Source organism: Nonomuraea sp. C10 (assembly GCF_008017515.1).
Taxonomy (GTDB): domain Bacteria; phylum Actinomycetota; class Actinomycetes; order Streptosporangiales; family Streptosporangiaceae; genus Nonomuraea; species Nonomuraea ferruginea.
This window is the reverse complement of the sequence record NZ_VPFF01000001.1, coordinates 167,357-182,108: the sequence shown is the minus strand read 5'-3', so window position 1 is coordinate 182,108 and position 14,752 is coordinate 167,357. Positions and strand designations below refer to the sequence as shown.

Here is a 14,752-nt window from a genome sequence, read left to right as displayed (position 1 = left end):
CCGGCACCCACCTCCCCGTACGAACCGCCCGCGGCGCCATCGGACCGCCGCGGGCAGCTACCCGAAATTACTGCTGGAAACGCGGAAAGGCCGCGCGACCCGCGTAACGGGCGGCGTCGTCGAGGATCTCCTCGATGCGCAGCAGCTGGTTGTACTTGGCCACCCGGTCGGAGCGGGCCGGGGCGCCGGTCTTGATCTGGCCGCAGTTCGTCGCCACCGCCAGGTCGGCGATCGTGGTGTCCTCGGTCTCGCCGGAGCGGTGGCTCATCATGCACCGGTAGCCGCTGCGGTGGGCCAGGTCGACCGCGTCGAACGTCTCGGTCAGTGTGCCGATCTGGTTGACCTTGACCAGCAGGGCGTTGGCGGTGCCCGACCCGATGCCGCGCGCCAGCCGCTCGGGGTTGGTCACGAACAGGTCGTCGCCGACGAGCTGGACCCGGTCGCCGAGTGCCTCGGTGATGGCCTTCCAGCCCTCCCAGTCCTCCTCGTCGAGGGGGTCCTCGATGGACACCAGCGGGTAGTTGTCGACCAGGTCGGCGTAGAAGGCGATCAGCTCCTGGGCGGACAGGCCCTTGCCGTCGATGGTGTAGACGCCGTCCTTGTGGAACTCGGTGGCGGCCACGTCGAGCGCCAGCGCCACGTCGGCGCCGGGGGTGAAGCCGGCCCGCTCGATGGCCACCAGGATCAGGTCGAGCGCGTCGCGGTTGGACGGCAGGTTGGGCGCGAACCCGCCCTCGTCGCCGAGACCGGTGGCGTAGCCCTTCTCCTGCAGCACCTTCTTGAGCGCGTGGTAGACCTCCGTGCCCATGCGCACGGCCTCGCCGAACGACTCGGCGCCGATCGGCGCGATCATGAACTCCTGGATGTCGACGTTGGTGTCGGCGTGCGCGCCGCCGTTGAGGATGTTCATCATCGGCACCGGCAGCACGTGGGCGTTGGGGCCGCCGAGGTAGCGGAAGAGCGGCAGCTCGGCGCTGTCGGCGGCGGCCTTGGCCACGGCCAGCGAGACGCCCAGGATCGCGTTGGCGCCCAGCTTGGCCTTGTTGGGCGTACGGTCCAGATCGATCATGATCTGGTCGACGATGCGCTGGTCCTCGGCCTCGATGCCGTGGATCTCGTCGAAGATCTCGTCGGTCACGGCCAGCACGGCCTTGCGTACGCCCTTGCCGCCGTAGCGGTCGTCGCCGTCACGCAGCTCGACGGCCTCGAACTGGCCGGTGGACGCGCCGCTGGGCACCGCCGCCCGGCCGGTGCTGCCGTCGTCGAGGACCACGTCGACCTCGACCGTCGGGTTGCCCCTGGAGTCGAGGATCTCGCGAGCGTAAACGACCTCGATGGTAGCCACGGGATGCGCTCCTGAATCGATAGGCAATATGCGTTCAGAGCCTATCGGTAGAGGGCATCACGACCGGCGCGACTCCCACGCGCGCACCCGGTCGCGATACGTCCGCGCCGCGGCCCGCAGCTCCGCCTCCGGGTCGACGCCCGCCGAGCGCGCCCGCTTCACCAGGTCGAACAGCTCGCGGGCGACCCCCTGGCCGACCGCCGCGGACAGGCCGTCAGGCACGCCCGACCGCTCGGCGCGGCGCAGCAGCTGGGCCGCCAGCGACAGCGCCGGCTGGCCCATCGGCACCCCGTCGAGCAGCGACTCGTCGCCCCGGGAAGCCCGCTCGGCGGCCTTGATCGCCTCCCAGTTGTCGTTCACCTCGTCGGCGCTCTCCGCCTTGACCGAGCCGAACACGTGGGGGTGGCGCCGCACCAGCTTGCCGACGATGCCGTCGGCCACGTCGTCGACGTCGAAGCCCTCCGCCACGCGGGCGTGGAAGACCACCTGGAGCAGCAGGTCGCCGAGCTCCTCGCGGAGCGCGTCGTGGTCGCCCTCCTCGATCGTCTCCAGCACCTCGTAAGCCTCTTCGAGCAGGTAGGGCACCAGCGACTCGTGCGTCTGCTTGCGGTCCCACGGGCACTCGGTGCGCAGCCGGTCCATCACCCGTACGAGATCGAGCACGCGCGCGCCCGGCAGGTCGTACGAGCCGGGCACCACCTCGATCAGCGGCGGGTCGTCGAGCGCGATCGCGGCGTGGCCGAGAGCGCGCATGAAGTCCTCGTCGCCGTCGGCGGCGAGCCACACCACCGTCTCCCCCGCCGCCCGCGCGACCAGCCCTGCCGGGTCGGGAGTGACGACCGCGACCTCCACCCCCGCCTCGGCGAGGTACGGCAGCTGCGGATGGTCCGGCGAGCCCGTCAGCACCGGGCCGGACCGGAACGCCTGCCACGCCTGGTGGCTGAGCAGCCCAGGCGCGACGCGCGGCGAGGTGGTGACGACGACGAGCGGCATGTCAGCCCTGCGGCTGCTGCGCGGTCTGGGCCGGCTTGCCGAAGCGGCCCGGGTCGACGAAGCCCTGACCCTGCTGGAGGGTGCCGTAACGGGGGCTGAAGACCGTCTTGATCGAGTTGAACTCCTGCTGCACCTTGGCGGCGGCCTGCTGGTTGCCCGCGCCGCCGAACTTGTCCATGACCTTGCGGATGCCCACCTCGGCCTTGACGTAGTCGCGCGCGTCAGCCGGCGAGACGCCCTTGGACAGCAGGTTCATCTGCGGATCCTGGAACTCGCCCGGGTCCTTGAGCGCGGTGTCGATCTCCGTCTCGCTGACCGTGACGCCGTGCTTGTCGGCCAGCTGCTGGTAGCGGAGCTGGTTGGTCATGCTGAAGAGGACGAACTGCGCGACGGGCGCCGTGAGCTGGTCGGGCCCGATGTTCGCCCTCTCCAGCGCGGCCTGGTAGCTCTTCACGTTCGCGTTCAGGTCGCTGGAGGAGATGCGCTGATCACCGACGATCGCCGCCGCTCCGGCCTCGACAGGGGTAGAGCAGGCGGCCAGGCCGAGGAAGCTCACCCCGGCTGCCGCGGCGGCCACAGCCACTCGTATCGACTTCACGTGTGTCCCTTTCCGACAAAAACCCCAGTCAGCTTACCGGCGCGAGTTCGAGGAACATCGCCTCGACCAGGTCGCCGCACCATTTGAGCAGATCCATGTCGCGCAACGGCTGCCCACCCAGCGGCTTCGTCTTGGGCACCGGCACCAGCAGCGTCTCCGCGGCCTGCTTGTAGACCGACTTCTTGTACAGACGGTCGAGCCGGATCTGCTGCGACTCCCGCAGCCGCGCCGGGCCGAACTTGATGTACTGCCCCTGCAGCGTGACGTCCGTCAGCCCGGCCTTGCGCGCCCTGAGCCGGAACGCGGCGACCTCCAGGAGGTTCTCCACCTCGACCGGCGGCTTGCCGTAGCGGTCGGTCAGCTCGTCGCGCACCTCGTCGATGTGCGCCGGCTCGGCGATGGCCGCGATCCGCTTGTAGGCCTCCAGCCGCAGCCGCTCCGAGGTGACGTAGTCGTGCGGGATGTGCGCGTTGATCGGCAGCTCGACCTTGACGTCGTGCTGCTCGGGGGCCGCCGCCACGCCTTCGAGCTTGGCCTTCTGCTCCTGCACCGCCTCGGCCATCAGCCGGACGTACAGGTCGAAGCCCACGCCCGCGATGAAGCCCGACTGCTCGGCGCCCAGCACGTTGCCGGCGCCGCGGATCTCCAGGTCCTTCATCGCCACGTACATGCCCGCGCCCATCTCGGTGTGCTGGGCGATCGTGGCCAGCCGCTCGTGGGCGGTCTCGGTCAGCGGCTTCTCCGGCGGGTAGAGGAAGTAGGCGTAACCGCGCTCCCTGCCCCGCCCGACCCGCCCGCGCAGCTGGTGGAGCTGCGACAGGCCGTAGTTGTCCGCCCGGTCCACGATGAGCGTGTTGGCGTTGGGCACGTCCAGCCCGGACTCCACGATCGTGGTCGAGACCAGCAGGTCGTACTCGCGCTCCCAGAACCCGACCATGATCTTCTCAAGCTGGTGCTCGTTCATCTGCCCGTGCGCCACCGCGATCCGCGCCTCCGGCACCAGCTCGCGCAGCCGCGCGGCCACCCGGTTGATCGACGCCACCCGGTTGTGCACGAAGAACACCTGGCCGTCGCGCATCAGCTCGCGCCGGATCGCCGCCCCGATCTGCTTCTCCTCGTACGGGCCCACGAACGTGAGGATCGGGTGGCGCTCCTCCGGCGGGGTGAGGATGGTCGACATCTCGCGGATGCCGGTCAGGCCCATCTCCAGCGTGCGCGGGATCGGCGTCGCCGACATGGCCAGCACGTCCACCTGCGTGCGCAGGTGCTTCATGGCCTCCTTGTGCTCGACGCCGAACCGCTGCTCCTCGTCGATGATGATCAGCCCGAGGTCCTTGAACCTCACCTCCGGGCTGAGGAGCCGGTGGGTGCCGATCACCACGTCGACCGCGCCGGAGCGCAGCCCGTCGAGCGTGCCCTTGACCTCGGCGTCGTTCTGGAAGCGGGAGATCGGCTTGATGGTGACGGGGAAGCTGGAGAACCGCTCGGTGAACGTCGACATGTGCTGCTGCACCAGCAGCGTCGTCGGCACCAGCACCGCCACCTGCTTGCCGTCCTGCACGGCCTTGAACACCGCGCGCACCGCGATCTCGGTCTTGCCGTAGCCGACGTCGCCACAGATCAGCCGGTCCATCGGGACGCCGCGCTCCATGTCGCGCTTGACCTCGTCGATGGCCTCCAGCTGGTCCGCGGTCTCCGCGTACGGGAACGCGTCCTCCATCTCGCGCTGCCACGGCGAGTCCTGCGCGAACGGGTGGCCGGGCGAGGCCATGCGGGCCGAGTAGAGCCGGATCAGCTCACCGGCGATCTCCTTGACCGCCTTCTTCGCCCGCGACTTGGCCTTGGCCCAGTCGGCGCCGCCCATCCGGTTGAGCGTCGGCGACTCGCCGCCGACGTAGCGGGTGACCTCGTCGAGCTGGTCGGTCGGCACGTACAGCCGGTCGCCCTTGGCGTACTCGATCACCAAGTACTCGCGCGTGGCGCCCTGGACCGTGCGGCGCACCATCTCGATGTAGCGGCCCACGCCGTGCTGCTCGTGCACCACGTGGTCGCCCACCTTAAGCTGCAGCGGGTCCACCATGTTGCGGCGGCGCGACGGCAGGCGGCGCATGTCCTTCGTGGACGCCTTCTGGCCCACCAGGTCGAGATGGGTGAGCACGGCCAGACCCGGCGTGACGAACCCGTGCTCCAGCAGCCCGGTGGTGACGTGCACCACCTTCGGCTCCGGCGCCTTGTCGACGAACCGCTGCAGGCGGGCCGGCACGTCGACGCCCTTGAGCAGCTCCACCATGCGCTCGGCGGACCCGTGGCCCTCGCTGATGAGCACGACCGCCTTGTCCTCGGCCAGCCAGCCCTTGATGTCGTCGAGCGCCTTGCGGGTGTCGCCGCGGTAGGCCTCCGAGTCGTGCGCGGCCAGCTCCACGCCGCCGCCGAACGGCGCCATCGTCCACCACGGCTGCCCCAGCGCCTCGGCGTGGCCGCGGATCTCGTCGAGCGTGCGGAACGCCGCCGCGTCCAGGTCGATCGGCGCCTCCCCGCCCGCCGCCGCGTTGATCCAGGACGCCTCCAGGAACTCCTGCGACGTGCGCACGAGTTCCTCGGCCCGGCTCCTGATCCGCTCCGGATCGCAGACGAACACCGCCGACCTCACCGGCAGATGGTCGACCAGCAGGTCCATCTCACCGGCGAGCGCGGGCGCGAACGCCTCCATGCCCTCCACCGGCGTGCCCTCCGCGAGCTGGTCGAGCACCTCGGCCAGCGCCGGATAGCGCTCCGCCAGCTCCCGCGCCCGCTCCCGCACCTCCGCCGTCAGCAGCAGCTCCCGGCACGGCGGCGCGAACAGCCCCTCCTCCGCCGCCTCCAGCGAGCGCTGGTCGGCCACCTTGAACCAGCGGATCTCCTCGACCGTGTCGCCCCAGAACTCCAGCCGCAGCGGGTGCTCCTCCGTCGGCGGGAACACGTCCAGCAGCCCGCCGCGCACCGCGACCTCGCCGCGCCGCTCCACCATGTCGACCCGGTGGTAGCCGTTCTCCACCAGGCGCGTCACCACCTCGTCCAGGTCGGCGTCGTCGCCCGCCCTCAGCCGGATCGGCTCCAGCTCGCCCAGCCCTTTGACGATCGGCTGCAGCAGCGCCCTGATGGGCGCCACGACCACATTCAGCGGGCCCGCCGCGCTGTCGCCCTTCACCGGGTGCGCCAGCCGCCGCAGCACCGCCAGCCGCTGCCCCACCGTGTCGGACCGCGGCGACAGCCGCTCGTGCGGGAGCGTCTCCCACGCCGGGAACACCGCCACGGACCCGGGGTCGATGAGGCTGCTCAGCGCCGCCGCCAGATCCTCCGCCTCCCGCCCCGTCGCGGTGACGGCCAGCACGGTGCGCTGATCGTGCCCGGCCAGCGCGGCCACGCCGAACGGCCGCAGCGCGGCGGGCGCCACCAGCGCGACGTCACCGCCCCTGTCGAGGGCGGCGGTCAGCTCGGGGTCGGCGACGACAAGGTCAAGTAGTCCGGAAAGACTCATCAGTTAGCCCCACGATGGCAACACGACTACCCCCGGCCAAGCGGAGCGCGGGGGTGATGACATCCAGCCTACTTCCCACCCGCCCCCTGCTCGCGCCCCCGCCCCGTCCAACCCCACGGGCCTGTGTCCGGTGGGGAGCCGGGCTCCTCTTGCGTGGTGCCTCTGTATGTGAGACGGGGTTTCGCAGGTGAAGACGCGAGGCACACCCGCCCACCAGGCTGGGCTCGGCTACCCCTGAGGCACCTTGTGGCCGGGCACGCTGGGCCATCTGACGGTGAGGACCACCGACTCCTCCTCCGCCAGCCACGAGTGGTCGACGCCCTCGCCCCACACCACGTAGTCGCCCCGCTCGGCCAGCAGCACGCTGCGCCCCGGGAGCTCGACGCGGAACCGGCCGCTGATCAGGATGAGCAGGGCGGTGCGGTTCTCGCCGGTGACCCATCGGGCGCGCTCGTCGCCGGGCTTGTGCAGGCCCCACTTGATCTCGACGGCCTCGCTGTGCCGCACGTCGCCCGGGGGCTTGAAATGACCGAGCAGCCACCCGCCGTCCAGCGGCCCGTCCACGCCGGCGTTGCCGACGTACACCCGGTCGTCCTCCGCTGGGGACCCATCCCTTTCCACCACGCCCGGGGACGCTAGCACCCGCGGGCGACGCCCGGGATCACACCGGTTCCTCGACGATGCGTGCGCAGCGGACCGGGTCCTCGGTGAGACCGGCGCCCAGCCCCCACAACCAGTATTCCACCGAGCGCAGCACGGCCCAGGCGTAAGCTGCCCGCCGGTCCATCCCTCCCGCCTCGACCAGCGCGACAAGGCACCGGCTATCTCGTCGTAGCGGGTCCAGAGCAATGTGGACAGCGCGACATGTGATGCCCCTGCCCGGGTGCCTTACCGCCCCGACATGCTCACATCTTGATCCATCTCACGCACGGGGGTCCAGGGGGCCGGGAGGCCCCCGGCGAGGGGGGCGGGGAGCTCGGCTCCCCGCTGAGCACAGTCCGAGACGATCGGCGCGGAGCGCCTGGGTTGCGAGGGCCATGCCGTTGGGTGAGCGTCCGGCGCCTGCAGAGCGTTCGGAAAGCCTTCGAGCGAGAACCGCGTCAGCGCGCCGGGCCGAGTCGGGCGTAGGCGGCTGGAGGCATGCCCACCACGGCGGTGAAGTCGCGGGTCAGGTGGGCCTGGTCGGTGTAGCCGAGTTCGGCGGCCAGGGTGGCGAGGTCGAGGCCCTGGTAGACGCGCTCCGCGGCTTCGTGCAGCCGGAAGCGGCGGATCACCCATTTGGGGCCGATGCCGACGTAGTCCCTGAACAGCCGCTGCAGCGAGCGCACCGATCGCCCCGACCGGGCGGCCAACTGGTCGACCCTGGTCACGGTGACGTCGTTCTCCGCCACCACGACCAGCGCCGCCACCTCTTCGGCGAGCGGGTCCCGCTCCGGCCGCAGGCCCAGCAGGAACGTCTCGACGATCGCGATGGCGGCCGGAATACGAGGTTCGGCCAGGACGCGCTCCACCATCGACGAGCCCGCGGCGCCGTACATCTCGCCGATCTCGTGGAAGCGGCCGGTCAGCCGGTGCACGGGACCGCCGAGGAACGGCCGGAAGCCGCCGGGGGCGAAGCGGATGCCGAGGACGCGGCCGCTGCCCCGCATGGTGTACGAGAACCCGCCCCTGATCACCCCGGCGATCCGGTGGAAGTCATGAGTGATCGTCATGTTCACCGTCGGGTGGGAGACGATGCGCTGCTCGTACGGTTCGGCGAGATCGGTCCAGGTGACGACCCAGAAGTGGTCGACGTAGGGAGCGAGCGCGGGGGACGGCGCGTGCCGGGCGAAGTCGAAGGCGGCGAGCCCGGCGTACGGGTCGACCCAGCCTCGCAGTCGTGTTTTTACAAGCCCCGCGGCGGGCCGGTCCGGCATCATCGCTGCCATGGAAGACATGATGCCGCTGATGACGCGTGCCACCGAACAGACCGCGAGCCTGGTCCGGGCGGTGCGGCAGGAGCAGCTCGGGCTCCCGACCCCGTGCGAGAAGTACGACGTGAAGGATCTGGTCAACCACCTCGAATGGGTGGCGGAGATGTTCGCGTCGCTGGCTCGCCATGAGGCGCCCGCCGAGCAGGGGCCGTACGCGGGCGACTTCCCCGAGCGGGCGGAGCGCACGCTCGCCGCCTGGTCGCGGCCGGAGGCGTGGGAGGGCGTCAGCCAGGGCATGGGCATGCCGATGACCACGCTGGCCCACATGTATCTCGTCGACATGGTGGCGCACGGCTGGGACCTGGCCAGGGCCACCGGCCAGGAGTACGCCCCCGACCCCGAGACGGTCGCGCGGGCGCTGAGCTTCACCGAGCAGATGGCGGAGAAGGGCAGGCAGGGCGGCGTCTTCGGGCCTGCGGTGGCGGTGCCGGACGACGCCTCGCCGCTCGACCGCCTGCTCGGCGTCACCGGCAGGGATCCGGCCTGGACCCCCTAGATCCCGCCTCTGACTCGTCAGCTTCCCGGCCGTGAACGACCGAGCTTGCAGTTCCTCGCCGTCGATGGCTTCGACGGTCCGGTCCGCGTCAGGCAGCGTGACTCACTGCCCAGCCCGTCTCACCGCGTGAGGCGATGTTCCGGGCTGCGTTGACGTCGGCATGCTCAGCGAAGCCGCACGACGTACATGAGAAGGTTTCCTGGTCGCGCCGGTTGTTCTTGTCCACGTGCCCGCAGGCCGAGCACTGCTGGCTGGTGTAGGACGGGTCGACGTGGATGACGGCGACCCCGGCCCGGGCCGCCTTGTAGGAGATGAAGCTCCCGAGTTGGTGGAAGCTCCACGCATGCAGCGTGACCCGCTGGGGCTTGCGAAGCCGTACCCGGTCGCGGATGCCCTGGAGGTCTTCCAGGGCGATCCCTTGTCCGGTGCGTTCTGCCTCGGCCACGATCTGCTTGGCGATGACATGATTGGTGTTGGCGGCGAGCCGCGCCTCGGCCCGGCGCCGCTTTTTCAGCAGCCGCTTGGCCGATTTGGTGCCCTTGGCCTGCAACCGGCGTCGCAGCTCGCGCCGCCGGTGGCGGACCGCGTTCAGTCTCTTGCCGCAATGCCGGGTGCCGGTGCTGGTGGTGGCGATGTTGGCGATGCCCAGGTCCACGCCCAGAAAGCCGTCCGGCAGACTCACCGGCCGGTCGGGAAGGTCGCAGGTCGCGATCAGGAACCACACGCCGTCCCTGCAGACCAGGTCGGACTCGCCCTTCCGGTAGGCCGACAGGGTCTTGAGTTGCTCGGCGGAGGCAGTGAACGTCAGGTCTTTCAGCCTCCCGGCAACCGTCCAGATCGACACCGTCCGCGCGTCGATCTGCCAGGACAAACATCGGTCATCGAAGGGCTGAGCGGCGTCGGGCCGGAAGGCGATCGGCTTGGATTCGGCTTTGAGGCGTCGCGCTGAGCCCGGCTTGCCCAGGTTCCCGGCCCGCAGGTTGGCGTGCAGGACGGCGTAGGCGTCGGCGACCTTTTTGATGACGTGCTGAGCGGCCTGGGCGGCCAGCCCGTAGTGGTCTTTGATGCTCGTGTAGGCGTGCTTGCGCAGGTCGTAGTTGCGGAAGACCCGCTGATCGTAGGCCAGCGTAGAGACCTGGCAGGCGGCTGCGTTGACCGCGCGCAGGGTCGCCTCCAGCGCCGCCGCCTGCTCGGGCGTCGGCAGGAGTCGCACCTGCACCACCAGCTTCATATCGAACACACTAACATTTGGTCTATGTCACCGCGATGGGAACCCAATCCCGATATCCGGCGTGGGCGCACAGTCGTCTACGCCCTGCATGCCCATTTGGTCTTTACACCCAAATATCGGCGTGGAGTGTTCACCGACGAACTTCTGCGCCGCTGTGAAGAAATCATGATCGAGGTATGCGACAGCTTCGGCGCCGAACTGGTCGAGTTCAACGGCGAGCATGACCATGTCCACTTGCTGGTTCACTACCCGCCCAAGGTCGCGCTCTCCACCTTGGTCAACTCTCTCAAAGGCGTCTCGGCCCGGCTGCTGCGGAAGGAGTACAGCGCTCATGTCCGCCGCTATCTCTGGGGCGGCCACTTCTGGTCGCCCAGCTACTTCGCCGCCTCCTGCGGAGGCGCACCCCTGTCGATCATCAAGGAGTACATCGAGAATCAGAAGCGACCGGGCTGAGCCGCTCACGCGAAGCCAGCCGTCACGGCACCGCTCGGGCCTGAGGGCCCTCCCGCGCTGTCGTTTCCTCCCAGGCGTAAACGCCCGGGGTTCCACGCCAGATCCTGCCGAAGATGCGCCACTATTGGCGTTCCTGTGATTACTGTGGGTCACATGTCTGAGGTACGGGCGGTGGCCCGGGGTGGGGGTCTGTTCAGTCAGCGGATCCGCGAGCAGTGGGCGGGGCAGCTCGGCCGGCGGCTGGACGTGCTGGTCGCCGGGTGCGCACACGACGAGCCGCTGGTGCTGGACCGGATCGAGACCCGGGTGTCCGGGGTCGACGAGGACCTGCCGGAGATCCGGCGGGTGGTGGAGGAGCGGGCCGACCTGGTGACGTGGTCGCTGGGCGATCTGCGGTCGGCGCCGTTGCCGCCGCGCTCGTACGACGTGGTCCAGTTGTCGTTCCTCCTGGAGCGGATCCAGCACGCGGAGCTGGTGTTCGACCGGCTGCTGCACGCGTTGCGGCCGGGCGGGCTGGTGCTGCTGCGGATGCGTGACCGCGAGTCGGCCTACGGGCTGCTCGACCGGCTGACCCCGTCGTGGGTGCGGCGGCTGCTGTGGCGGCGGCTGGTCGCGGAGGGCACCCCGGGGCCGCTGCCGGCCAGGTACGGGACGCTGGCTTCGGCCGACGGGATGCACGCGTACTGCCTCGCCCGGGGCCTGATGGTCACCGACGAGGAGCGGGCGACGAGCGGGCCGGCGATGGGCCGGGTGGGGTCGGCGGCGGTGGCGGTGACGGCGCAGCTCACGCGGGGCCGCTATCCCGCCAGTCACGACGAGATCACCATGGTGATCAGGAAGCCGCACTACCACTTCGCCCGTCTCATCTAGTATCTCCCCGGCGCCAGCGGGTAGGGTTGCCTACCATTGCAGTCGGGATAGTTGGGATCAATCACCGTGGAGTGGACTCCGGAGCCGCGCGAGCTGGCCGATCTCGAACTGCTGCTGTCGGGGGCGTTCCAGCCGCTGACCGGGTTCCTGGGCCATGACGACGTGCACGCGGTGCACGAGCGCGGCACCCTCGCCGACGGCACCCCCTGGCCCGCGCCGGTGACGCTCCACCTGCCCGAGGACGCGGGCGGCGAGGTGACGCTGCTCGACCCCGAGGGCGTCCCGCTGGCCACGCTCACCGTGACCGAGCACGGGCCCGACGGGCTGGCCGCCGGGCCGGTCAAGGGGCTGGGCGCGCCCGAGCACGGCCCGTTCGCCCGCCTGCACCGCACCCCTGCCCAGGTACGCGACGAGCTGGGCGGGCGCCCCGCGCTGGCCGTCACGATGCGCGGCCCGCTGGACGACCTGGACGAGGTGGCGGCCACCGCCAAGGAGCTCGGCGCGGTGATCGTGCTGCTGCCTCTCTCGTACGGGGAGGACGGCCCCGGCGTGGTCAGGGCGGCGCTGCGGGCCAGGGACCGGCTGCCGGCGGGCACGCTCGTCGTCCCGGTGCCGCTGGCGCCACGCGGGGAGCCCGAGATCGACCTGGAGCTGCGCGAGCACGTCGCGTCCGCCTACGGCGCGGCCGAGCACCTGGCGGGGCCCGAGCCGGTGCGCATCCCCGGCCCGCCGCACCGGCGCGGGCTGGTGGTGTTCTTCACCGGCCTGTCCGGGTCGGGCAAGTCGACGATCGCCCGCGGGCTCCGCGACGCCCTGCTGGAGCTGGGCACCCGGACCGTCACCTACCTCGACGGCGACGTGGTGCGGCGGCTGCTGTCGAAGGGGCTGTCGTTCTCCAAGGAGGACCGCGACCTCAACATCCGCCGCATCGGGTTCGTGGCCGCCGAGGCCGCCCGCCACGGCGGCCTGGCCATCTGCGCCCCGATCGCCCCGTACGCGGCGACCCGGGCCGAGGTGCGGGAGATGGTGGAGTCGGTCGGCGCCGACTTCCTGCTCGTGCACGTGGCCACGCCGCTGGAGGAGTGCGAGCGGCGCGACCGCAAGGGCCTGTACGCCAAGGCGCGGGCCGGGCTGATCCCCGAGTTCACCGGCATCTCCGATCCCTACGAGGAACCCGACGACGCCGAGCTGGTGGTCGACACCACGCACGTCTCGGTCGAGGCCGCGGTCGAGCGGGTGCTGGGCACGCTGCGCGCCGGAGGGTGGGTGCGATGATCGACTTTCCGCTGATCGTCGGGTCCTTCCTGGTGGCGATCGTGGTGGGGCTCACCGGCATGGGCGGCGGCGCGCTCATGACGCCGATGATGATGCTGTTCTTCAACGTGCCGCCGCTGGCCGCGGTCTCCAGCGACCTGGTGGCCTCGGCCGTGATGAAGCCGGTGGGCAGCTTCGTCCACCTCCGTCACGGCACCGTCAACCTGCGGCTGGTCTGGTGGCTGTGCGCGGGGTCGGTGCCGACGGCGTTCTGCGGGGTGTTCCTGGCGCGGGCGTGGGCGGTGGGCGACGGGGTCAAGTACGCGCTCGGGGTGGCGCTGCTGCTGGCCGTCGCGGGGCTGGCCGCCAAGACGCTGATGGGCGACAGGGGAGGCACGGCGGGCGCGAACGAGATCCGCGTGCGCCCCATCCCGACCGTACTGGTCGGTATGGTAGGCGGATTAATCGTGGGAGTGTCCTCCGTGGGCTCCGGTTCGCTGATCATCGTGGCGCTCATGGCCCTCTACCCGGCGCTCAAGGCCAACCAGCTCGTCGGCACCGACCTCGTCCAGGCCGTGCCGCTGGTCGTCTCGGCCGCGCTCGGCCACCTGCTCTTCGGTGACTTCCAGTTCGACCTGACCGTCTCGCTGCTGATCGGCTCGATCCCGGGCGTCTATCTCGGCGCGCGGATCTCGTCCCGCGCGCCGGGCGGCCTGATCAGGGCGATGCTGGCGATCGTGCTGCTGGCCTCGGCGCTCAAGCTGCTGAACGTGGACAACATGATCACGCTGGCCGCCCTGGCGGTCGCCACCGTGGTGATCGTGGTCGGCTGGCGCCTGCGGGTCAGGGCCGCGGCACGCGCGTCGCGCGGAAGTGCGGATCTCTCGCGAGCTCGGTGAACGCCTTGCCGGCCGTCTCGGCGGTGTCGAACCTGGTGTCGCCCCGCGGCGCGTGCGGCGAGTCGAAGTAGACCATGGCCTTGATCTGCGGGTAGCGGCGGATCTGGTGGCGCACCGACTCGAAGAACGCCCGCTTGAAGGCCGGGTCGTCGGGCCGCTCGAACACCCCCCACTCGGCGATCATGACCGGTTTGCCGGGGAAGCGCCACTGCATCCACCGGTAGAAGCCGGGCCACTCGTCGAAGTCGGCGCGCGTCTTGTTCACCAGGGAGCCGAAGTCCTGCACCCGGTGGTCGGCGTAGGGGTCCATGGCCACCCAGTCGACCACGTCGTCGCCCGGGTAGAGCTCCTCGAACCAGGGTTTGACCGCCCAGTTGGGGGCGCCCATGTAGGTCATGACGGTGACCGCGTTCTTGACGCCCTTGTGGCGCAGCCGGAGCACCACGTGGCGGAACATCGCCGCGTAGTCCTTGGCCCGCATGCCGGAGCCCGCCGCCGAGCCGACGTCGTTCTCCGGCTCGTGGTGGATGGTGAGGAAGAACCGCTCGGGGAACGTCCGCCTGAGATGGTCGGCCAGCCGGTCGATCCGGTCGTCGACGGCGCCGCCGGCGACCTCGGCCCAGGTGTGGGTGAGCGACGGCTTCCAGTTGATCAGCAGCAGCCGCGGGTGCTCGGGATCGCGGGCGAGCCGGATCTCCTTCTCGTTCGGGAACAGCTCCTTGCCCCGGTGGTAGACGTGCACGATGTCGGCGGGCGCGGCCATCCGCCGCTCGGCGCTCGCCACCGCCTCCACCACGTCGAGCCCGGTGAAGATCTCCGGGGCGATGCCCCACCAGGCGCCGCATGACGGGATCAGCCGGCCGGTGACCGCGCAGTCGGGCGAGTCGGCGACGAGCGGGGGGTTGCCGGCGCGGGCGGGTTTCTGAACGGCGCCGCCCGGCCCCGTCGAGCAGGCGGCGAGCACGGCGGCCAGCCCCACCGCCAATCCGGAGAAAGCTGCTCTATACGGAAATACCCGTCGAGCCACAATCGTCGCCCCCTTTTTCCCAGGACCCCCGCCCTATCAAACCTGAACCTTGCCACGCCATTCCCGGAACTTCAGCCAGAGCCGAACTCCTCCCAG

Annotated in this window: 14 protein-coding genes; 5 read left to right on the top strand and 9 right to left on the bottom strand. The window is 70.6% G+C overall.

Annotated elements, in window-relative coordinates; translation table 11 throughout:
- Positions 1 to 67 precede the first annotated feature (67 nt).
- From eno to FR742_RS00845, 7 genes are all read right to left on the bottom strand, one after another.
- On the bottom strand, positions 68 to 1,345 hold the full coding sequence (eno, locus tag FR742_RS00870) for a phosphopyruvate hydratase (RefSeq protein WP_148029131.1): 1,278 nt from the start codon (positions 1,343 to 1,345) through the stop codon (positions 68 to 70).
- Between the two features lie 57 nt (positions 1,346 to 1,402).
- Positions 1,403 to 2,338: a MazG family protein gene (locus FR742_RS00865; protein ID WP_148029130.1), complete on the bottom strand. Its 936-nt coding sequence runs from the start codon at positions 2,336 to 2,338 to the stop codon at positions 1,403 to 1,405.
- 1 nt (position 2,339) lies between these two features.
- Complete coding sequence (locus FR742_RS00860) at positions 2,340 to 2,936, bottom strand: SurA N-terminal domain-containing protein (RefSeq protein WP_148029129.1); 597 nt, start codon at positions 2,934 to 2,936, stop codon at positions 2,340 to 2,342.
- Positions 2,937 to 2,964: 28 nt separating this feature from the next.
- The gene (gene mfd, locus FR742_RS00855) at positions 2,965 to 6,453 is read right to left on the bottom strand and encodes a transcription-repair coupling factor (protein ID WP_148029128.1); all 3,489 of its coding nucleotides are present in this window, start codon (positions 6,451 to 6,453) and stop codon (positions 2,965 to 2,967) included.
- A 228-nt stretch (positions 6,454 to 6,681) separates the two neighbouring features.
- Positions 6,682 to 7,077: a signal peptidase I gene (locus FR742_RS00850; protein ID WP_261808292.1), complete on the bottom strand. Its 396-nt coding sequence runs from the start codon at positions 7,075 to 7,077 to the stop codon at positions 6,682 to 6,684.
- A 37-nt stretch (positions 7,078 to 7,114) separates the two neighbouring features.
- Positions 7,115 to 7,240 (bottom strand): hypothetical protein, encoded by a 126-nt coding sequence (locus FR742_RS45525; RefSeq protein WP_261808291.1) that lies wholly within the window; start codon positions 7,238 to 7,240, stop codon positions 7,115 to 7,117.
- Between the two features lie 313 nt (positions 7,241 to 7,553).
- Positions 7,554 to 8,381, bottom strand: coding sequence for a helix-turn-helix domain-containing protein (locus FR742_RS00845; protein WP_222708810.1), 828 nt, complete (start codon positions 8,379 to 8,381; stop codon positions 7,554 to 7,556).
- Between FR742_RS00845 and FR742_RS00840 the strand changes: the two genes are divergently transcribed.
- Positions 8,380 to 8,922 carry a TIGR03086 family metal-binding protein gene (locus FR742_RS00840; protein ID WP_219544081.1) on the top strand — a complete coding sequence of 181 codons (543 nt, stop codon included), beginning with the start codon at positions 8,380 to 8,382 and terminating at the stop codon, positions 8,920 to 8,922. The two genes, FR742_RS00845 and FR742_RS00840, sit on opposite strands and share 2 nt — an antisense overlap.
- 88 nt (positions 8,923 to 9,010) lie before the next feature.
- On the opposite strand, the gene FR742_RS00835 is transcribed toward FR742_RS00840, so the two are convergent.
- The gene (locus tag FR742_RS00835; protein ID WP_148029127.1) at positions 9,011 to 10,153 is read right to left on the bottom strand and encodes an RNA-guided endonuclease TnpB family protein; all 1,143 of its coding nucleotides are present in this window, start codon (positions 10,151 to 10,153) and stop codon (positions 9,011 to 9,013) included.
- Between the two features lie 24 nt (positions 10,154 to 10,177).
- Here FR742_RS00835 and tnpA point away from each other — a divergent pair, with 24 nt between their 5' ends.
- The 4 genes from tnpA (at position 10,178) to FR742_RS00815 (ending at position 13,629) form a co-directional block, all read left to right on the top strand.
- On the top strand, positions 10,178 to 10,606 hold the full coding sequence (gene tnpA / locus FR742_RS00830; protein WP_148029126.1) for an IS200/IS605 family transposase: 429 nt from the start codon (positions 10,178 to 10,180) through the stop codon (positions 10,604 to 10,606).
- Positions 10,607 to 10,759: 153 nt separating this feature from the next.
- On the top strand, positions 10,760 to 11,476 hold the full coding sequence (locus tag FR742_RS00825) for a bifunctional 2-polyprenyl-6-hydroxyphenol methylase/3-demethylubiquinol 3-O-methyltransferase UbiG (protein ID WP_148029125.1): 717 nt from the start codon (positions 10,760 to 10,762) through the stop codon (positions 11,474 to 11,476).
- 66 nt (positions 11,477 to 11,542) lie between these two features.
- On the top strand, positions 11,543 to 12,751 hold the full coding sequence (gene cysC / locus FR742_RS00820; RefSeq protein WP_148029124.1) for an adenylyl-sulfate kinase: 1,209 nt from the start codon (positions 11,543 to 11,545) through the stop codon (positions 12,749 to 12,751).
- Positions 12,748 to 13,629: a sulfite exporter TauE/SafE family protein gene (locus tag FR742_RS00815; protein ID WP_148029123.1), complete on the top strand. Its 882-nt coding sequence runs from the start codon at positions 12,748 to 12,750 to the stop codon at positions 13,627 to 13,629. The genes cysC and FR742_RS00815 overlap by 4 nt, the downstream gene beginning before the upstream one ends.
- On the opposite strand, the gene FR742_RS00810 is transcribed toward FR742_RS00815, so the two are convergent.
- The gene (locus FR742_RS00810) at positions 13,574 to 14,608 is read right to left on the bottom strand and encodes a glycoside hydrolase family 26 protein (protein WP_261808290.1); all 1,035 of its coding nucleotides are present in this window, start codon (positions 14,606 to 14,608) and stop codon (positions 13,574 to 13,576) included. The genes FR742_RS00815 and FR742_RS00810 overlap by 56 nt on opposite strands.
- Positions 14,609 to 14,752: the final 144 nt, after the last annotated feature.

Coding starts and splice junctions, on each gene's coding strand:
- FR742_RS00865 (WP_148029130.1), bottom strand. CDS start 2,338: ATGCCGCTCGTCGTCGTCACCACCTCGCCGCGCGTCGCGCCTGGGCTG.
- mfd (WP_148029128.1), bottom strand. CDS start 6,453: ATGAGTCTTTCCGGACTACTTGACCTTGTCGTCGCCGACCCCGAGCTG.
- FR742_RS45525 (WP_261808291.1), bottom strand. CDS start 7,240: ATGGACCGGCGGGCAGCTTACGCCTGGGCCGTGCTGCGCTCGGTGGAA.
- FR742_RS00840 (WP_219544081.1), top strand. CDS start 8,380: ATGGAAGACATGATGCCGCTGATGACGCGTGCCACCGAACAGACCGCG.
- FR742_RS00845 (WP_222708810.1), bottom strand. CDS start 8,381: ATGGCAGCGATGATGCCGGACCGGCCCGCCGCGGGGCTTGTAAAAACA.
- FR742_RS00835 (WP_148029127.1), bottom strand. CDS start 10,153: ATGAAGCTGGTGGTGCAGGTGCGACTCCTGCCGACGCCCGAGCAGGCG.
- tnpA (WP_148029126.1), top strand. CDS start 10,178: ATGTCACCGCGATGGGAACCCAATCCCGATATCCGGCGTGGGCGCACA.
- FR742_RS00825 (WP_148029125.1), top strand. CDS start 10,760: ATGTCTGAGGTACGGGCGGTGGCCCGGGGTGGGGGTCTGTTCAGTCAG.
- FR742_RS00815 (WP_148029123.1), top strand. CDS start 12,748: ATGATCGACTTTCCGCTGATCGTCGGGTCCTTCCTGGTGGCGATCGTG.